Origin of the sequence: Flavivirga eckloniae, assembly GCF_002886045.1 — a bacterium.
Lineage (GTDB): Bacteria > Bacteroidota > Bacteroidia > Flavobacteriales > Flavobacteriaceae > Flavivirga > Flavivirga eckloniae.
In genome coordinates this window covers 1,331,502-1,346,760 of record NZ_CP025791.1, presented here as the reverse complement: position 1 = coordinate 1,346,760, position 15,259 = coordinate 1,331,502, and the positions used below count along the sequence as shown (strand labels likewise).

The following is a 15,259-nucleotide window of genomic DNA, read 5'->3' as shown; positions in this document are numbered from 1 at the left end:
TTTACAGTAATCTAATGTTTTGTTAATTGTAAGAATAAACCGTGTTTAATCATTAACTTTAAGTTTAATACCACTTTAAACCTAAAAAATATGAGACACATTTATTCGACAAAGAAGTATTTCTTTGTCATTGCAATTTCTTTTTTGTGCACTTTAGTCGCAAATTCACAGATTATTATTACCGGCGTTTTTGATGGCCCCTTGCCTGGAGGTTTACCGAAAGGCGTAGAACTTTATGTTACGGAAAATGTTCCAGATTTAAGTATTTATAGTATCGGATCTGCTAATAATGGAGGCGGAACAGATGGTGAAGAGTTTACCTTCCCGACTGTAGCAGCTAATTCAGGAGATTTTATTTATGTAGCATCGGAAGCAACAGCGTTTTTAAACTTTTTTGGATTCTCACCAGATTATACCAATAGTGCAGCTAATATTAATGGCGATGATGCCGTTGAGCTATTTAAATCTGGAGCAGTTATAGACGTTTTCGGAGATATAAATGTAGATGGATCTGGACAGCCATGGGAGTATTTAGATGGCTGGGCGTATAGAAATAATACAACAGGGCCAGACGGTATTACTTTTGTATTAGCCAATTGGTCTTTTAGCGGCACTAATGCGTTAGATGGGGAAACATCCAATACAGGCGCAACAATCCCTTTCCCCATAGGAAGCTATGGAGGTGGGGGAACAGGTGATACAGAAGCCCCTTCAACTCCTACAAACTTAACAGTTTCAAATACTACAACAACTTCTACAGATTTATCATGGTCTGCATCAACAGATAATGTTGGAGTATCAGGGTACCAAATTTTTAGTGGAGCAACTTTGGTAGCGTCTTCAACAGGAACAACCTTTACAGTTATAAATTTAACACCAAATACAGGCTATACCTTTTCAGTAAGAGCAGTAGATGCGGCAGGAAATGTATCATTAGCAAGTAACAGCGCTAATGTTACCACTTTAGTAGATGTAACACCACCGGCAACATCAGATTTAATAATATCGGGAGTTATTGACGGACCACTTTCTGGAGGCGTACCAAAGGCTATAGAGTTTTTTGCAGTTAACGATATAGCCGATTTAAGCATATACGGTTTCGGATCTGCAAATAATGGAGGTGGTACAGATGGACAAGAGTTTACATTTTCAGGTTCGGCTAGTGCCGGAGATTTTATATATGTAGCTTCCGAAGAAACTGGGTTTACAAACTTTTTTGGTTTTGCCCCTAATTTTACAAATAGTACCGCTGGTATAAACGGTGATGATGCTATTGAGTTGTTTTTAAACGGTACTGTAGTAGATGTTTTTGGAGATATAAATACAGACGGTTCAGGTCAACCATGGGAGTATTTAGATGGCTGGGCTTATAGGAATGACGATACTGGAGCAGATGGTAGTACATTTGTTATTGGTAATTGGACGTTTAGTGGTCCTAATGCTTTAGATGGTGCCATGACAAACAATACGGCCACAACACCTTTTCCATTAAAAGCTTATGGGCCAGATTTGGTTATTACTGGTGTTATTGACGGTCCTCTTTCTGGCGGTGTACCAAAAGCTATTGAGTTTTATGCAAAACAAGATATTGCAGATTTAAGTGCGTATGGTTTTGGATCGGCTAACAATGGCGGTGGTACCGATGGACAAGAGTTCGCATTTTCAGGATCGGCGAATAAAGGAGATTATATTTATGTAGCATCAGAAGCTGTCGGGTTTAATAGCTTCTTTGGGTTAGCACCTAATTTTACATCTGGTGCAGCCAACGTAAATGGTGACGATGCTGTAGAATTGTTTTTTAATGGGGACGTTATAGATGTTTTTGGAGATATAAACACCGATGGTTCTGGGCAACCGTGGGAGTATTTAGATGGATGGGCTTACAGGAATGATAACACTGGAGGAGATGGTAGTACATTTATAATAGGTAACTGGACTTTTAGTGGCCCTAACGCCTTAGATGGTACAACAGTAAATACAACATTTCCGATAGGTACTTATGGTACTGGTACTGGTGGTGGAAGTCAGCCGTCAGAGTTAATATCAATATTAGCAGCTCGAGGAGCAGACCAATTAGGAAAGCAAGTGAAAGTAACTGGAGTGCTTACGGTTTCAGATGAATTTTCAGGATCTGCATATTTACAAGATGCTACAGGTGCTATTGCTATTTTTGATGAACTGGTTCATGGCGATGGGGTATTTAATATAGGAGATTCAATAACTGTAACGGGAACAAGGAATGTTTTTAGAGATCAAGTTCAAATAAGTCCGGTGACAGAAGTTGTAAATAACGGGATTCCTAATCAGCCTATCCAGCCATTAGTTATAACCTTGAATGAATTGCCTAATCATCCGGCAGAATTGGTTAAGATTTTAAACCCTGCTTTCCCAAAGCCCGGCGATATTCTTTTTGGAGGTTCTAATTATATTTTAACCGATTTAAGCGGTACCGGAGAATTAAGAATAGATAATAATGTTGAAGCCATAGTTGGCTTGGGGCAACCTGAAACCTGTGGTGAGGTAATAGGTGTTGTAGGAAAGTATTTTGCATTATTTCAATTACTGCCTAGAATGGCTACCGATATGAGTTGTGCGGGACCATATATGCCTCCCGTGGCTCCAATAAACATCCCAAAGGAGCAAACTTTAGATGTTGTTACATGGAATATCGAATGGTTTGGAGATGAGAGCAATTCTCCAGCAGCAGGAAATCCAATGTCTGATGCTATTCAAAAGGATAGCGTTAAAACCGTTATAAATGCTTTAAAAGCAGATGTATTAGCCGTTCAGGAGATTGCAGACGATGCTCTGTTTGCACAAATGGTAAGTGAAATTCCTGGGTATGATTATATCCTTTCGCCAGCCGTATCAAGACCCAATGATCCTGGTGTTAAACAAAAAGTTGGATTTATATATAATACAGCGACGGTAAACGTAACAAATACTAAGGTATTACTTGAATCTATTCATCCTTTGTATAACGGCGGGGACGATTCGGCACTCGTTAATTACCCAAGTACCACAGATCGTTTTTACGCCAGCGGACGTTTACCTTTTTTAATGACGGCTGATGTTACTATTGATGGAAATACAGAACCATATAATTTTGTTGCCCTGCATGCTAGAGCCAACAGTGGTTCTGATGCTCAAGGTAGGTATGACATGAGAAAGTACGATGTAGAAGTGCTTAAAGATAGTTTAGATACTCATTATGCAGCAGCAAATATTGTATTGTTGGGAGATTATAATGACGATGTAGATGTTACTGTGGCAGATGTTTCAACTACTTTATCAAGTTATGATGACTACGTAACAGATACAACCAATTATAACATAGTTACAAGTGCTTTAAGTGCTGCTGGATTCAGATCATTTGTATCTAGAGAAAATATGATAGACCATATTGCTATTTCCAATGAGTTGAACGATAATTATATAAATCAATCGGAACGTGTGCATTACGAATTTTACGATAATGATTATACCAGAACAGCATCAGATCATTTTCCGGTATCTGCCAGACTACAATTAATACCATTAAGTGTAAATGCCATGACACAAACCGATGTTAGTTGTTTTGGAGCAACAGATGGTACGGCAACCATATCTGTTTCAGGAGGTATAGCACCTTATAGTTATGAATGGGATGGAAGTATTGGTTCTTCAAGTACCATGAGTGGTTTAAACAGCGGAAACCATACTGTAAAAATAACAGATGTTTTAGGGAATGCTATAACCAAAGCGTTTACCATTTTAGAATCACCAGCCTTAGAGCTTACCAGTACAGGTAACAAAACGGTATATTTAGGATATTCGTTAAAGGCTTGTACATTATTGGAAGTTACAGGTGTAACGGGAGGTGTGGCACCCTATACTTACGAGTGGAGTGCGGGTGAAACACAAGAAAGTATTGAGGTTTGTCCTGAAGAAACTACCAGATACAGCGTTACCGTTATGGATGCTAATGGTTGTACACAAACATCAACAATAGAAGTTGCGGTAACCGATGTGGTTTGTAAACCAAAAACAAACCCTAACAATAATTGGTGGGGACAGAGGCATGCCAATAAAGTGCAAGTTTGTTTTAAAGGGAGATCATTATGTATAAGTCAATATGCTGTAAAGACTCTTTTGGCTACAGGTGCTTATTTAGGGGCATGTAATGACCAAGATACTCTGCCGAAAGTTAGACTTAGGGTTTCACCAAATCCTTTTATAGATCATACCAATGTGACATTGGATAGTAATATTGAAGCCAATGTAGAATTAAATATTTACGATTTCTATGGTCAGCTTTTAAAAGCTTCATCACATCAAATTAATGCAGGGAAATCTAATATTCGATTAGAATTAAACGATTTAAGGTGCGGATTTTATTATTTAAAGGCTAAGGTTAATGGAAAGCAGTTTAAAACCAAGATCTTGGTAAAACGCTATTAGTGTTAGTAAATAACATAATACCCTGATATGATTTAAAACCGAGGAAAGCATTTCCTCGGTTTTTGTTTAAATGGTTCATTCCTGTGAATGCAGGAATCCTTTTTTCGAATAAATCAGTTCAGCACATGTCGTAAGAATGACACTAGCAATAAAATATGGCTGAATCGTTCTTGTTTGAGTTCTTGGGGACTATTCAATTAAAGCATTTATTTTCTCCCATAAATCATTATCGAAAGACGATAAGGCAAAATTTTCACTTTCCGCTGCATTACCCATTCTTACTACAACCAGTTTTTTACTGGGAACAACATAAATTTTTTGGTCGTTTTTACCAAGGGCTGCATACATATCTGCCGGAGCATTTGGGACTAGCTCACCGTTTAATTCTATTTGGCTACCGGGCAAACGGTAAGTCGATTTGCCGTTTAACCACCACAAATAACCATAAGAAGGATTTATATTTTGAGAGGAATTAGTGGCTTCATTTAAAAAGTTCTCAGGAATTATTTGGTCATTCTTCCATGCGCCATTAGCATAAATTAATAATCCGAAACGTGCCATACTTCTGGCATTACTCCAATAAACATTAAAATCGTTTGTATTTACCCAAATGCCACCCATGCCAATCCTGTCTCTTAACTTTGAATTAAAATAAACAGGCCATGTTTGGTTACTAGCTTCAGCAACGACATCTTGCATTTTTTTATAAACGTTATGGTAAGCCCATCGGGTACCAGCATCTGCGGTGTATTGCAGATTTTCTGGAGAAACATTGTCACCAATGCTGTCATCTAAGCCGGAACTCATGGATAACAGATGTTTGCAAGTAATCAGGTTTTCCTTCTCTAAGGTTGCACTTGTCCAACCTGTTCCTAAGTAATCCGAGACTTTATTATCAATATTAATTAAGCCTTCTTCTTGTGCAATGCCCGAAATGGCAGTAGTTAATGTTTTACCAGCACTGGCCCAGTACCATGCCGTAGTTGAGGTATGATTATCGAAATAAAGTTCAACAACAATTTTTCCCTCGTGGAGAATCATAAAACTTTTAGTGTTTTTAGCTTCTAAATAATCTACTAAGGGTCGCAGAGCAGTATTGTTCCATCCTAAATCGCCAATAGATTTGGTTTCCCATTCATTAGAATTTATTGGTGGAAAATAAAGGGTATCGTTTGAAAAATCATCAGGTGCCGGTGATTCATCACTAGAGCAACTAAAGAAAATCGCCAGAACAAAAAACGAAAGATAAGTTATGGTTTTCATAATGTAGGTTTAGTAATTTTAGACTTTCAAATATATGAAAGGTTTAATAAATATCTAAAATTCAAGCAAAAAGCAACGTTTTACAATTCATAAACCAACACGCATTTATCATAAATGATTCCTTATCTTTGCGCCCTAAATTAGTTATTGGTATTAATAAATAAGCCCTGTTTTCATGGGGAAATAGTATGCGCACAAAAACTCTTAAGAAAAACAAAATTAATGTTGTAACCCTAGGTTGCAGTAAAAATGTTTACGATAGTGAAGTGTTAATGGGACAGCTTAAAGCCAGTGGTAAAGACGTGGTGCATGAAGAGGAAGGGAACATTGTTGTTGTTAATACCTGTGGTTTTATTAATAATGCCAAGGAAGAAAGCGTGAATACGATTTTAGAATTCATGCAAAAGAAGGAGGCAGGGGAAGTTGATAAGGTATTTGTTACCGGCTGTTTAAGTGAACGTTACAAACCGGATTTGCAAAAGGAAATCCCTAATGTAGATGAGTATTTTGGAACTACCGAATTACCTCAATTGCTTAAAGCTCTAGGAGCTGATTATAAGCATGAATTAATAGGAGAGCGATTAACAACCACGCCAAAAAACTATGCCTATTTAAAGATTGCTGAAGGATGCGACAGACCTTGTAGTTTCTGCGCCATCCCTATTATGAGAGGGAAACATAGGAGTACGCCTATTGAAGAAATTGTTATCGAAGCAGAAAAACTAGCGGCTAAAGGTGTTAAAGAGCTTATTTTAATTGCACAGGATTTAACATATTACGGACTCGATATTTACAAAAAGCGAAACTTGGCAGAGTTACTGGAGGCTTTAGTAAAAGTTGATGGTGTAGAATGGATTCGTTTGCATTATGCATTTCCAACAGGTTTTCCAATGGATGTATTGGAGGTGATGAATCGTGAGCCGAAAATTTGTAATTATTTAGATATTCCGTTGCAACATATCTCAGACGCTATTTTAAAAAGCATGCGTCGTGGCACTACTAAAGAGAAAACAACCAAATTGCTTAAAGAGTTTAGAGCCGCTGTTCCGGAAATGACTATAAGAACAACGCTAATTGTTGGATACCCCGGAGAAACAGAAGAAGATTTTCAAACATTGAAACAATGGGTAACCGATATGCGTTTTGAGCGTTTAGGATGCTTTACATATTCTCATGAAGAAAATACACATGCCTACAATTTAGAAGATGATGTGCCGGAAGATGTTAAGATTGATAGAGCCAACCAGATTATGGAAATACAATCGCAGATTTCGTGGGAACTCAATCAAGAAAAAATAGGGAAGACTTTTAAAGTCGTTATCGATAGAAAGGAAGGAAACTATTTTGTTGGACGTACAGAATACGATTCTCCAGATGTTGATAACGAAGTACTTATTGATGCTACAAAAACTTATTTAAAAACGGGCGAATTTACTACCGTAAAAATTACTGAGGCCGAAGATTTTGATCTTTACGGCGAGGTGGTTGCTTAAGGTTGATAAGCGCTTTAAGTAAAAAATGCACCAGAGTTATATAAAAAACAAACTCTGGAATGTCTTTATGTTGTCAAACTTAAAATAAAAACCTCTACAGATAGTTTTATTTTTTAATCACTTTTTTAGTGAAATATGTTCCTTTATCGGTTAAAAATTTCATAATGTAAGGGCCATTTGCTAAACGGCTTAGGTTAATTTTTTTCACATCCTTATTATTAGTTTTTGACTCTAAAATAAATCTATTTGAGAAATCGAAAACCTGAATTGATGAGATTTTTATGCCGGACCGTTTGTTTATGTAGACATTATCCTTAGTTATACTTGGGTAAATATTAATATCGTTAATAGAATTGTTTTCTTCAATGTTAAGACCAGTGTCGTATTCAAAGTGCAAATCATCAATTACAGTTATAGATTGTGCTTGTTTAAGATAATAATCGGAGTCGATTACAAATTGTATGACCGCATAATCATAATCGATTCCGGAGGTAGCATATGCTTCTAGATCTATTTCAAAATCTGTGAAATTGGCTTTTGGCACTATTGTTTTAAATATTTTAGCATGAGTTGGGTAACTGTCTTTTTTGAAGAAATGAAACTTTTTAATTGGTAAAGTGTCCTTAGTTTTAGAAAAATGAGCTATAATACGAAGCGTATCTGTTATAGCAGAACTGCTTGATCCAGAAAACTTGTATCTGCCTTTTAACTTATAAGGTACAGAATTACACTTAAACCTAATAAACCCATTATTTTTATTGGTGTTAGCTTTTCTTAGAATAACGGCACTGTTATTGGCATCAGATCCACTGTATTTATAAAAAAAACCATGATTGTTGCCCGTTCGAAAAAAAACATTTACAACACTTTCCACCCAATCTTCAGGAAAATCATAAATTCTAGGATTACCTTCAATATCGGTACCGTTATCAATGACTTTCCAATTGTCAAAATTACCGTTCGGTATTTTGCATTGCGCTTCTAAAATTACTATTCCAAGTAGTAGAAAAGTGATTGTAATTATTTCTTTTTTCATTTTATGATATTTAGTGTGCTTTTCCGTTATCTATAATACATTGTTGTAATCTGTTTACTTTTTAATCACTTTTTGGGTGAAATGTTTTCCGTTTTCGGTTAAGAGTTTTATGATGTAATACCCGTTCGCCAGTTGGCTGAGGCTTATTTTTGTAGCTAAATAATTAGGGAAATATTTAATAGTCATAGGGTTGGGGTTTTAGACAAAACGAATAAGTAATTAAAAACCCTCTCAATTTTAAACCTTTTTATTTTATACCTTTTCAGGATTTAAAACATTATTTGAAGAAAAATGATAACCGTATGAGTAAATAATTATAGAAGCAGAATATTTATAAAATAAATGTTTTCTACTTTTGAAAAGACATCTTTAGTTTATGGCTTCAAATAATTTTTCAGATTTTCTTTCTTCTATTAGTAAAGAACCGCTTCAAGTATTGGATGCATCTATTCCAAAATCCAAATACGTGCTTTTAGACTTATCAGAATCTAATAAAGCACTACATAGTATCGATGTATCGTCATCATCAAAATTGGATACATATATTAATAATCACATTAAAAAACATAATGCCTCTGTGGCATATGGCGGGTATTTAGAGGTTAGAAATATATACAAGCGCAGTTTGCATTTTAACAAACAGGCTAATGATGGACGTAATATTCATATAGGAATCGATTTGTGGTGTCCAGCCAACACACCAATTTATACACCTCTTAATGCTGAGGTACACAGTTTTAAAAATAATACCAACTATGGCGATTATGGCCCGACCATTATTTTAAAACATACAATAAACAAGATTACGTTTTATACGCTTTATGGCCATTTAAGTTTGGCATCAATTAAAGATTTAAAAGTTAATCAGGTTTTTAAACAAGGAGAACCAATAGCTACTTTAGGAGATAGTAATGTAAATGGTGATTATCCGCCACATTTACATTTTCAAATTATAAGAGATTTGCAAAATTATGAGGGCGATTATCCCGGTGTTTGTAGTAAAAAGGATTTAAATTTCTATACTGGAAATTGTCCAGGTCCTAATACTTTGCTGAAGTATGAAGGATTTTGATGAAAAAAGAATAATTTATCACCTCTAAAAGAACTAAGAGTGCCTTAGCAGCAAATTCTATATGTTTAAATTGCAATTTCATTTATTCATATAAAACAGTATAACGTAATGTTTATTATCAAATCGGGTCGTTTTATTACAACCATTGCCTCTTTAGTTTTATTGATCGCATGTACCCAAAAAAAGGATACTGCGGTAATCTCTGAAAATTTAGAAAACACTTCAAAATATGATCCTACTTGGGAATCATTAGCAAAACATCAAGCTGTTCCGGAATGGTTACAAGATGCCAAATTGGGAATTTATTTTCATTGGGGAGTATATACGGTACCTGCGCACCATAGCGAATGGTATCCTTTTTATATGTATAGAGAAGGACATCATCATGGACCAGATGTAGCAAAATGGCATAGAGAAAAATATGGTAAAGATTTCAATTATCATGATTTCGTTCCTATGTTTAAAGCCGAGAAATTTGATGCGAAAGATTGGGCGAAATTATTTAAAGCATCTGGAGCTAAGTTTTCTGGGCCTGTTGCACAACATCACGATGGTTTTGCTATGTGGGATAGTAAAGTGAATCCATGGAATACAGTGGCTAAAGGACCTAAAAAGGACATTACCGGTTTACTTGCTAAAGAGATAAAAGCCAATGGGATGAAATTAATAACAACTTTTCATCACGCACGTAATTTGCAAAGAAATGCAGATAATCCAGAAAAGTGGAGGGCATACGATAGTCATTTTGCTTATCACCCCGATTTTGCAACATCATCTACAGATACCGTGATTTCAAAATTGTATGGTAATATGTCTGCAAAAGCGTTTAATACATATTGGTATGCACAATTAAAAGAAGTTATAGATCAATACTCACCAGATATAATATGGTTTGACTCTTGGTTAAATGCTATTCCGGAGCAGTATAGAAAAGAATTCGCAGCGTATTATTTAAATGAAGCAAAAAAGAAAAATCAGGATGTAGCGATCGTTATAAAGCAATATGATTTACCTCATAATATGGCTATGCTAGATATTGAGCAAGGAGGGAAAAGAGATTTATCTGAATCTCCTTGGATGACCGACGTTACTATAAGTCGAGGATCATGGTCTTATACAGATAATTTAAAGTATAAAGATGCAGCACTGGTATTGCGTAATATGATTGATGTTTGGAGTAAAAATGGTACTGTTTTACTAAATGTTTCCCCTACAAAAGAAGGAATAATTCCTAAAGAACAACGAGATGTTCTTTTAGAAATAGGAGGTTGGATGTCTAAATATGGCGAGGCTGTTTACAATACACGTCCATTTATTAAGTACGGTTTTGGAACTTCTAAAGCAGGAGCTGGTCATTTTGGAGGACAATCGGCAACAGTACAGTATTCAGCTGATGATGTACGTTTTACAATGTCTAAAGACAAAAAAGCGCTTTATATGTTTTTCTTGGGAGCTCCTGAAAAAGGAAGAGTGTTAGATCTGAAAAGTTTTGGTTTACACCGTTATCCAACACCAAGCCCTATTAAAAATATTACCGTTTTAGGAACTAATACGCCTGTTAAATTCGAACAAACAGAGAATGAGTTATTATTGACCATTCCTGATACGGATATGAATGAAATTGCAACTATATTTAAAATGGAATTGGAGTAAATGAATTATGTTAGCTTGTTTAATAAGGACTTTAGTTTGTAATCGCTTCTAGTTAAATAAAACCTTCATGAAAATTATAAAATTAGTTTTAATCATACCATTTCTATTGCTCTCTTGTAAGAACAAAGAAGCTAACACAGAAAAAAAATCGGCTATTGATATACAATTAGAAGCTGTAGAAAAACAGTTATCTTTATTATTAGACAAAGCAGTAGAAGAAAATAGAATTCCTAGAACAACCAACAAAGACGGAAGTATTTATTGGGCACCTTTAAAGTTTGATTGGACTGAAGGCTTTTTTCCTGGGACTTGTTGGTATTTGTATGAAGTTACAAAAGATGAAAAGTGGAAAAATGGAGCAGAGCAATTTCAAAAATTAATAGAAAGCCATAAAACGATTACCAGCAACCATGATCTTGGATTTATTTTTAACTGTTCTTTTGGAAATGGTTATCGATTAACGAAAAATAAAACATTTAAAGAGGTTTTGATTGCTTCTGGTAATTCTTTAATTACACGGTTTAATGAAAAGGTAGGTTGTATTCAAAGTTGGGATGTAGGACCGAATCACCGTTGGAGGTTTCCTGTAATTATTGATAATATGATGAATTTAGAACTCTTGTTTGAATTAACAGAGTTAACGGGCGATACGAAATATAAAGACATAGCCATTATTCATGCCGATACAACCATGAAGTATCATTTTAGAGATAATTACAGTTCTTACCATGTTATCGATTACGACCCAGAAACAGGCGAGGTAAGAAATAGAAATACGGCTCAAGGTTTTTCAGATGATAGCTCTTGGGCACGTGGACAGGCATGGGGTTTATATGGTTATACAGTCTGTTACAGGTATACTAAGGATGAAAAATATTTAGAGCAGGCACAAAAAATAGCAAATTACATAATAAATTCTATGCCAGAAGATGGTATTCCTTATTGGGATTATAACGCGCCAGACATTCCTAATGAAAAAAGGGATGTTTCGGCAGCTGCCATTGCTACATCTGCTTTAATTGAATTAGGTTGTTATACAGGAGAATCTTATATGTCTTTTATTAATAAATCTATTAAGGCTTTAGGGTCTGAGGCCTACAGTGCTAAATTTGGAGAAAATAACAATTTTGCATTGATGCATAGTGTAGGGAGTATTCCGCATAATGCAGAAGTGGATGTGCCTTTAAATTATGCAGATTATTACTATGTTGAAGCTTTACTTCGATTGAAGAGTTTAGAGTAAATAAGATACATACTAATCCCATACAAATTTCCAGCTACCGTCTTCTTGTCTTTTCCAAACCGTATGGAAAACCCCAGTGCTTTCTTTTCTGTTTCCTAACGAATCTGGATAGGTTAATATGAAATCTCCGTAAGTGTAAGCCATGTCCCCAGATTTACTTACATCAACAAAAGTTGGAGACCAGATTAGGGATTCATTTGGTCTAAAGTCGTTTTCGTACCATTTTTTAATAGCTCTTTTCCCTTCAATAACTTTTCTATTTCGTTTTATAACACCATCATTGGCAGCATAGAATTCGAAAGCCTTGGCGAGTCCCTCTTTTTGAGCCATGTCGTTAAAGGCCTTTTCTGCTTGAAAAACTTCCGATTTCCATGCGTCCATTTTTTTATCATTAAAGTCTTTGCATGCAAAAAATAGTAGGTATATAATTATAATATAGTTTGAATATTTTTTCATGATTTAATGTGTTTTTTTAGAATATACTTTAGTATAGTTTAGGCTTAGCTATTATCAGTTTGTTTAATTGACTAATTCTTGCCATGTGATGATCGTCGTGTTCTGCTACAAAAAGAAATAAATCCATTACCCGCATAGGAATTCTTAATCTCGGATGCAGTGCATGTTTGTATATTTCAGTTTCATTAAGTTTAATGAGACTATATAGGGTCTTTTGCCTAAGGCTTAAAAAGTCTGTTAAAAGTTTTTTAATTTTCTTTTCGTTATAACTTGCTAAATCAGTTTTATGATTTTCCAAATCTGCAGTCCTTCTCATAATCTCTGCATCATTCAAAATATCTTCAAGCCTACCAAGCCAGAGTGGTTCAAGATCGATTAGGTGACCAATGTTTTCTTGAATAGACCATTTTCCCTCAAACTTTAGGGTTAAATGTTCTTTTGCTATTTGGCTTACTTTATAATTGAGCCTGATGGAGGTACCTTCGAGCCTTTCTAATATGGATGGAAATATATTTTGTTCGAATGGGAATCTAAATTTTCGATCAAGCCATTTTGTCTGTTCCATTTTAATGTAACATTTTCAATTAGTAACAATACCCTGCAAATGCAGTTTTTCTTCTATAAATTATCGGAAGAAATAAGTCGGGGTTAGTAATTGATTGTAATGACTTGTTATTTAACTAAGTTAATTAGTTTTTTTGCTAAATCAAATTAATTTATAAAAAAAAACTGACATTTTTATGTCAGGTTTTTATGAGATTGATCTAAAATTGTATTTATATAATCGCTTCTTTGCCTCTGGTTCTGGTTCTTATTCTTATAGCATCTTCTACATCGTAAATAAAGATTTTACCATCACCAACTTGACCTTCTGAAGCGTTGTCTAATATAGTATCAATACATTTTTCTAAATTAGAGTTACTTACTATACACATAATCATAATACGGGTTTGCAAAATCATAGACTGTTCTGTACCTCTATAGCGTTCTGAGTAACTTTTTTGTAGCCCAGATCCTTTTACAGGAATTACTGTAAGACAAGGAATATCTGCTTCTTTTAACCCTTTTTGTACAGCTTTTAATTTTGAGGGTCTTATTATGGCTTCTATTTTTTTCATAAGAATATGTTTAATGTTTTTATTTATGTTTGATTATTCGAATGTAGTGTAAGCTTCTACACCAAATGATACGGCATCTATACCAGCAGTTTCTTCTCTACGAGATACTCGAACACCGATGGTTTTCTTCATAATTGTCATTATTATAAAAGTAATTAAAAAAGAAAACGAACCAATAACTAATACGCCTAATGCTTGTGTAATAAGTAAATCGCTTCCACCACCAAAGAAAAGTCCTTTTTCAGAGGCAAATAATCCTACGGCTATGGTACCGAATAATCCATTAATACCATGTACAGCAATAGCCCCCACAGGATCGTCAATTTTAATTTTATCAAAGAATATAACAGCAACGTCAACCAAAACACCAGCAATTAAACCGATAATAACAGCAGAGCTGGAATCTACAACATTACATCCGGCAGTAATGGCAACAAGTCCTGCCAATACACCATTAATTGTCATAGTTATATCTATTTGTCCGTATTTAAAATAGGTGTAAACCATGGTAGAAATACCACCAGCAGCTGATGCTAAGAATGTATTCGTTACTACAGTGCCTATTAATTCCCAATTTCCGACAGCAGATAATGTAGATCCTGGATTAAACCCAAACCATCCGAACCATAAAATAAAACCTCCTACGGCTGCTAATGGTAAATTGTGTCCTGGAATAGGATTAAGCTCACCGTTTTTTTGATATTTACCAATACGAGGCCCCAATACTATAGCTGCGGCTAAAGCTGCAAAACCACCCATAGCGTGCACAGCAGATGATCCGGCAAAATCATTAAATCCTCTTACTGCTAACCAGCCATCTGGGTTCCATACCCAATTGGCTACTAAAGGATACATAATAGCACAAAAGATAAATACAAATAAAGCGTAACTCCAAACTTTCATACGTTCTGCAACTGCTCCAGAAACAATAGATATGGCAGCAATAGCAAACCCTAATTGTATAAACCAAAACAATTTATTTGATACTGTAAGGCTTAACCCTAAATCATTATTTGTTATACCTGTATCGAAAGCAAACCATCCGTTTGAGTTACCATAAGCAATACCAAAACCAACTAAATAAAAGGCGATACCTCCAAAGGTGATGTCTATAATTACTTTGGCAATAATACTCATGGTGTTTTTCGCTCTTACAAAACCTGCTTCTAACAGTGCAAAGCCTCCTTCCATCAAAAAGATTATAGCAGCGCAGATAGCCACCCAAACTGTATCAATTGCATTAATAATTTCTGTTTGCTCAAGAGCAATTGTTGTTACTTCTTCCATTGGTTACTTGTTATTTAACTTTAAAATATTTAATATTTATTTCGCTTTTTTTTCAACAAAAAAATGGAAGATAGTAAATTAAGGTGTTAATTAATTTGGAATATGATAAAACAAATTGCTTTTTGAAAGGCATTCAATCATTTGATTAAAACGTCATATTTTTTATTGTATAAATTGGTTTTTATTGAAATTATTGCA

General features: G+C 35.0%; 12 protein-coding genes. 5 read left to right on the top strand and 7 right to left on the bottom strand.

The window, feature by feature from the left end:
- Positions 1-90 precede the first annotated feature (90 nt).
- Positions 91-4,440, top strand: a complete 4,350-nt coding sequence (locus C1H87_RS23530; RefSeq protein WP_102754860.1) for a fibronectin type III domain-containing protein — start codon at positions 91-93, stop codon at positions 4,438-4,440.
- Between the two features lie 189 nt (positions 4,441-4,629).
- Here C1H87_RS23530 and C1H87_RS05510 read toward each other — a convergent pair whose 3' ends face one another.
- Complete coding sequence (locus C1H87_RS05510) at positions 4,630-5,703, bottom strand: serine hydrolase domain-containing protein (protein WP_102754859.1); 1,074 nt, start codon at positions 5,701-5,703, stop codon at positions 4,630-4,632.
- Between the two features lie 188 nt (positions 5,704-5,891).
- Here C1H87_RS05510 and rimO point away from each other — a divergent pair, with 188 nt between their 5' ends.
- Positions 5,892-7,196: a 30S ribosomal protein S12 methylthiotransferase RimO gene (rimO, locus tag C1H87_RS05505; RefSeq protein ID WP_102754858.1), complete on the top strand. Its 1,305-nt coding sequence runs from the start codon at positions 5,892-5,894 to the stop codon at positions 7,194-7,196.
- Positions 7,197-7,302: 106 nt separating this feature from the next.
- Here the strand turns inward: rimO and C1H87_RS05500 are convergent, their stop codons facing one another.
- On the bottom strand, positions 7,303-8,232 hold the full coding sequence (locus C1H87_RS05500) for a T9SS type A sorting domain-containing protein (RefSeq protein ID WP_102754857.1): 930 nt from the start codon (positions 8,230-8,232) through the stop codon (positions 7,303-7,305).
- Positions 8,233-8,286: 54 nt separating this feature from the next.
- Positions 8,287-8,418 carry a T9SS type A sorting domain-containing protein gene (locus C1H87_RS23715; RefSeq protein ID WP_158655131.1) on the bottom strand — a complete coding sequence of 44 codons (132 nt, stop codon included), beginning with the start codon at positions 8,416-8,418 and terminating at the stop codon, positions 8,287-8,289.
- Positions 8,419-8,608: 190 nt separating this feature from the next.
- On the opposite strand from C1H87_RS23715, the gene C1H87_RS05495 reads away from it, so the two are divergent.
- The 3 genes from C1H87_RS05495 to C1H87_RS05485 all read left to right on the top strand — a co-directional run bounded on the left by C1H87_RS05495 (position 8,609) and on the right by C1H87_RS05485 (position 12,200).
- Positions 8,609-9,304, top strand: a complete 696-nt coding sequence (locus C1H87_RS05495) for a peptidoglycan DD-metalloendopeptidase family protein (RefSeq protein ID WP_102754856.1) — start codon at positions 8,609-8,611, stop codon at positions 9,302-9,304.
- 108 nt (positions 9,305-9,412) lie between these two features.
- Entirely contained in the window at positions 9,413-10,957 is a 1,545-nt protein-coding gene (locus tag C1H87_RS05490; protein ID WP_102754855.1) for an alpha-L-fucosidase, read from the top strand.
- Between the two features lie 67 nt (positions 10,958-11,024).
- Positions 11,025-12,200, top strand: coding sequence for a glycoside hydrolase family 88 protein (locus C1H87_RS05485; protein WP_102754854.1), 1,176 nt, complete (start codon positions 11,025-11,027; stop codon positions 12,198-12,200).
- Between the two features lie 12 nt (positions 12,201-12,212).
- On the opposite strand, the gene C1H87_RS05480 is transcribed toward C1H87_RS05485, so the two are convergent.
- The 4 genes from C1H87_RS05480 to C1H87_RS05465 form a co-directional block, all read right to left on the bottom strand.
- Positions 12,213-12,656, bottom strand: coding sequence for a YybH family protein (locus tag C1H87_RS05480; RefSeq protein WP_102754853.1), 444 nt, complete (start codon positions 12,654-12,656; stop codon positions 12,213-12,215).
- A gap of 28 nt (positions 12,657-12,684) precedes the next feature.
- A complete protein-coding gene (locus C1H87_RS05475; protein WP_102754852.1) occupies positions 12,685-13,221 on the bottom strand; it encodes a DinB family protein in 537 nt (178 codons plus the stop codon).
- A gap of 211 nt (positions 13,222-13,432) precedes the next feature.
- A complete protein-coding gene (locus tag C1H87_RS05470; RefSeq protein WP_102754851.1) occupies positions 13,433-13,774 on the bottom strand; it encodes a P-II family nitrogen regulator in 342 nt (113 codons plus the stop codon).
- Between the two features lie 33 nt (positions 13,775-13,807).
- Positions 13,808-15,061, bottom strand: a complete 1,254-nt coding sequence (locus C1H87_RS05465) for an ammonium transporter (RefSeq protein WP_102754850.1) — start codon at positions 15,059-15,061, stop codon at positions 13,808-13,810.
- Between the last annotated feature and the right edge of the window lie 198 nt (positions 15,062-15,259).

What these genes read in the sequence shown, in the direction of transcription:
- C1H87_RS23530 (WP_102754860.1), top strand. Translation starts at nt 91, where the DNA reads ATGAGACACATTTATTCGACAAAGAAGTATTTCTTTGTCATTGCAATT.
- C1H87_RS05510 (WP_102754859.1), bottom strand. Translation starts at nt 5,703, where the DNA reads ATGAAAACCATAACTTATCTTTCGTTTTTTGTTCTGGCGATTTTCTTT.
- rimO (WP_102754858.1), top strand. Translation starts at nt 5,892, where the DNA reads ATGCGCACAAAAACTCTTAAGAAAAACAAAATTAATGTTGTAACCCTA.
- C1H87_RS05500 (WP_102754857.1), bottom strand. Translation starts at nt 8,232, where the DNA reads ATGAAAAAAGAAATAATTACAATCACTTTTCTACTACTTGGAATAGTA.
- C1H87_RS23715 (WP_158655131.1), bottom strand. Translation starts at nt 8,418, where the DNA reads ATGACTATTAAATATTTCCCTAATTATTTAGCTACAAAAATAAGCCTC.
- C1H87_RS05495 (WP_102754856.1), top strand. Translation starts at nt 8,609, where the DNA reads ATGGCTTCAAATAATTTTTCAGATTTTCTTTCTTCTATTAGTAAAGAA.
- C1H87_RS05490 (WP_102754855.1), top strand. Translation starts at nt 9,413, where the DNA reads ATGTTTATTATCAAATCGGGTCGTTTTATTACAACCATTGCCTCTTTA.
- C1H87_RS05485 (WP_102754854.1), top strand. Translation starts at nt 11,025, where the DNA reads ATGAAAATTATAAAATTAGTTTTAATCATACCATTTCTATTGCTCTCT.
- C1H87_RS05480 (WP_102754853.1), bottom strand. Translation starts at nt 12,656, where the DNA reads ATGAAAAAATATTCAAACTATATTATAATTATATACCTACTATTTTTT.
- C1H87_RS05475 (WP_102754852.1), bottom strand. Translation starts at nt 13,221, where the DNA reads ATGGAACAGACAAAATGGCTTGATCGAAAATTTAGATTCCCATTCGAA.
- C1H87_RS05470 (WP_102754851.1), bottom strand. Translation starts at nt 13,774, where the DNA reads ATGAAAAAAATAGAAGCCATAATAAGACCCTCAAAATTAAAAGCTGTA.
- C1H87_RS05465 (WP_102754850.1), bottom strand. Translation starts at nt 15,061, where the DNA reads ATGGAAGAAGTAACAACAATTGCTCTTGAGCAAACAGAAATTATTAAT.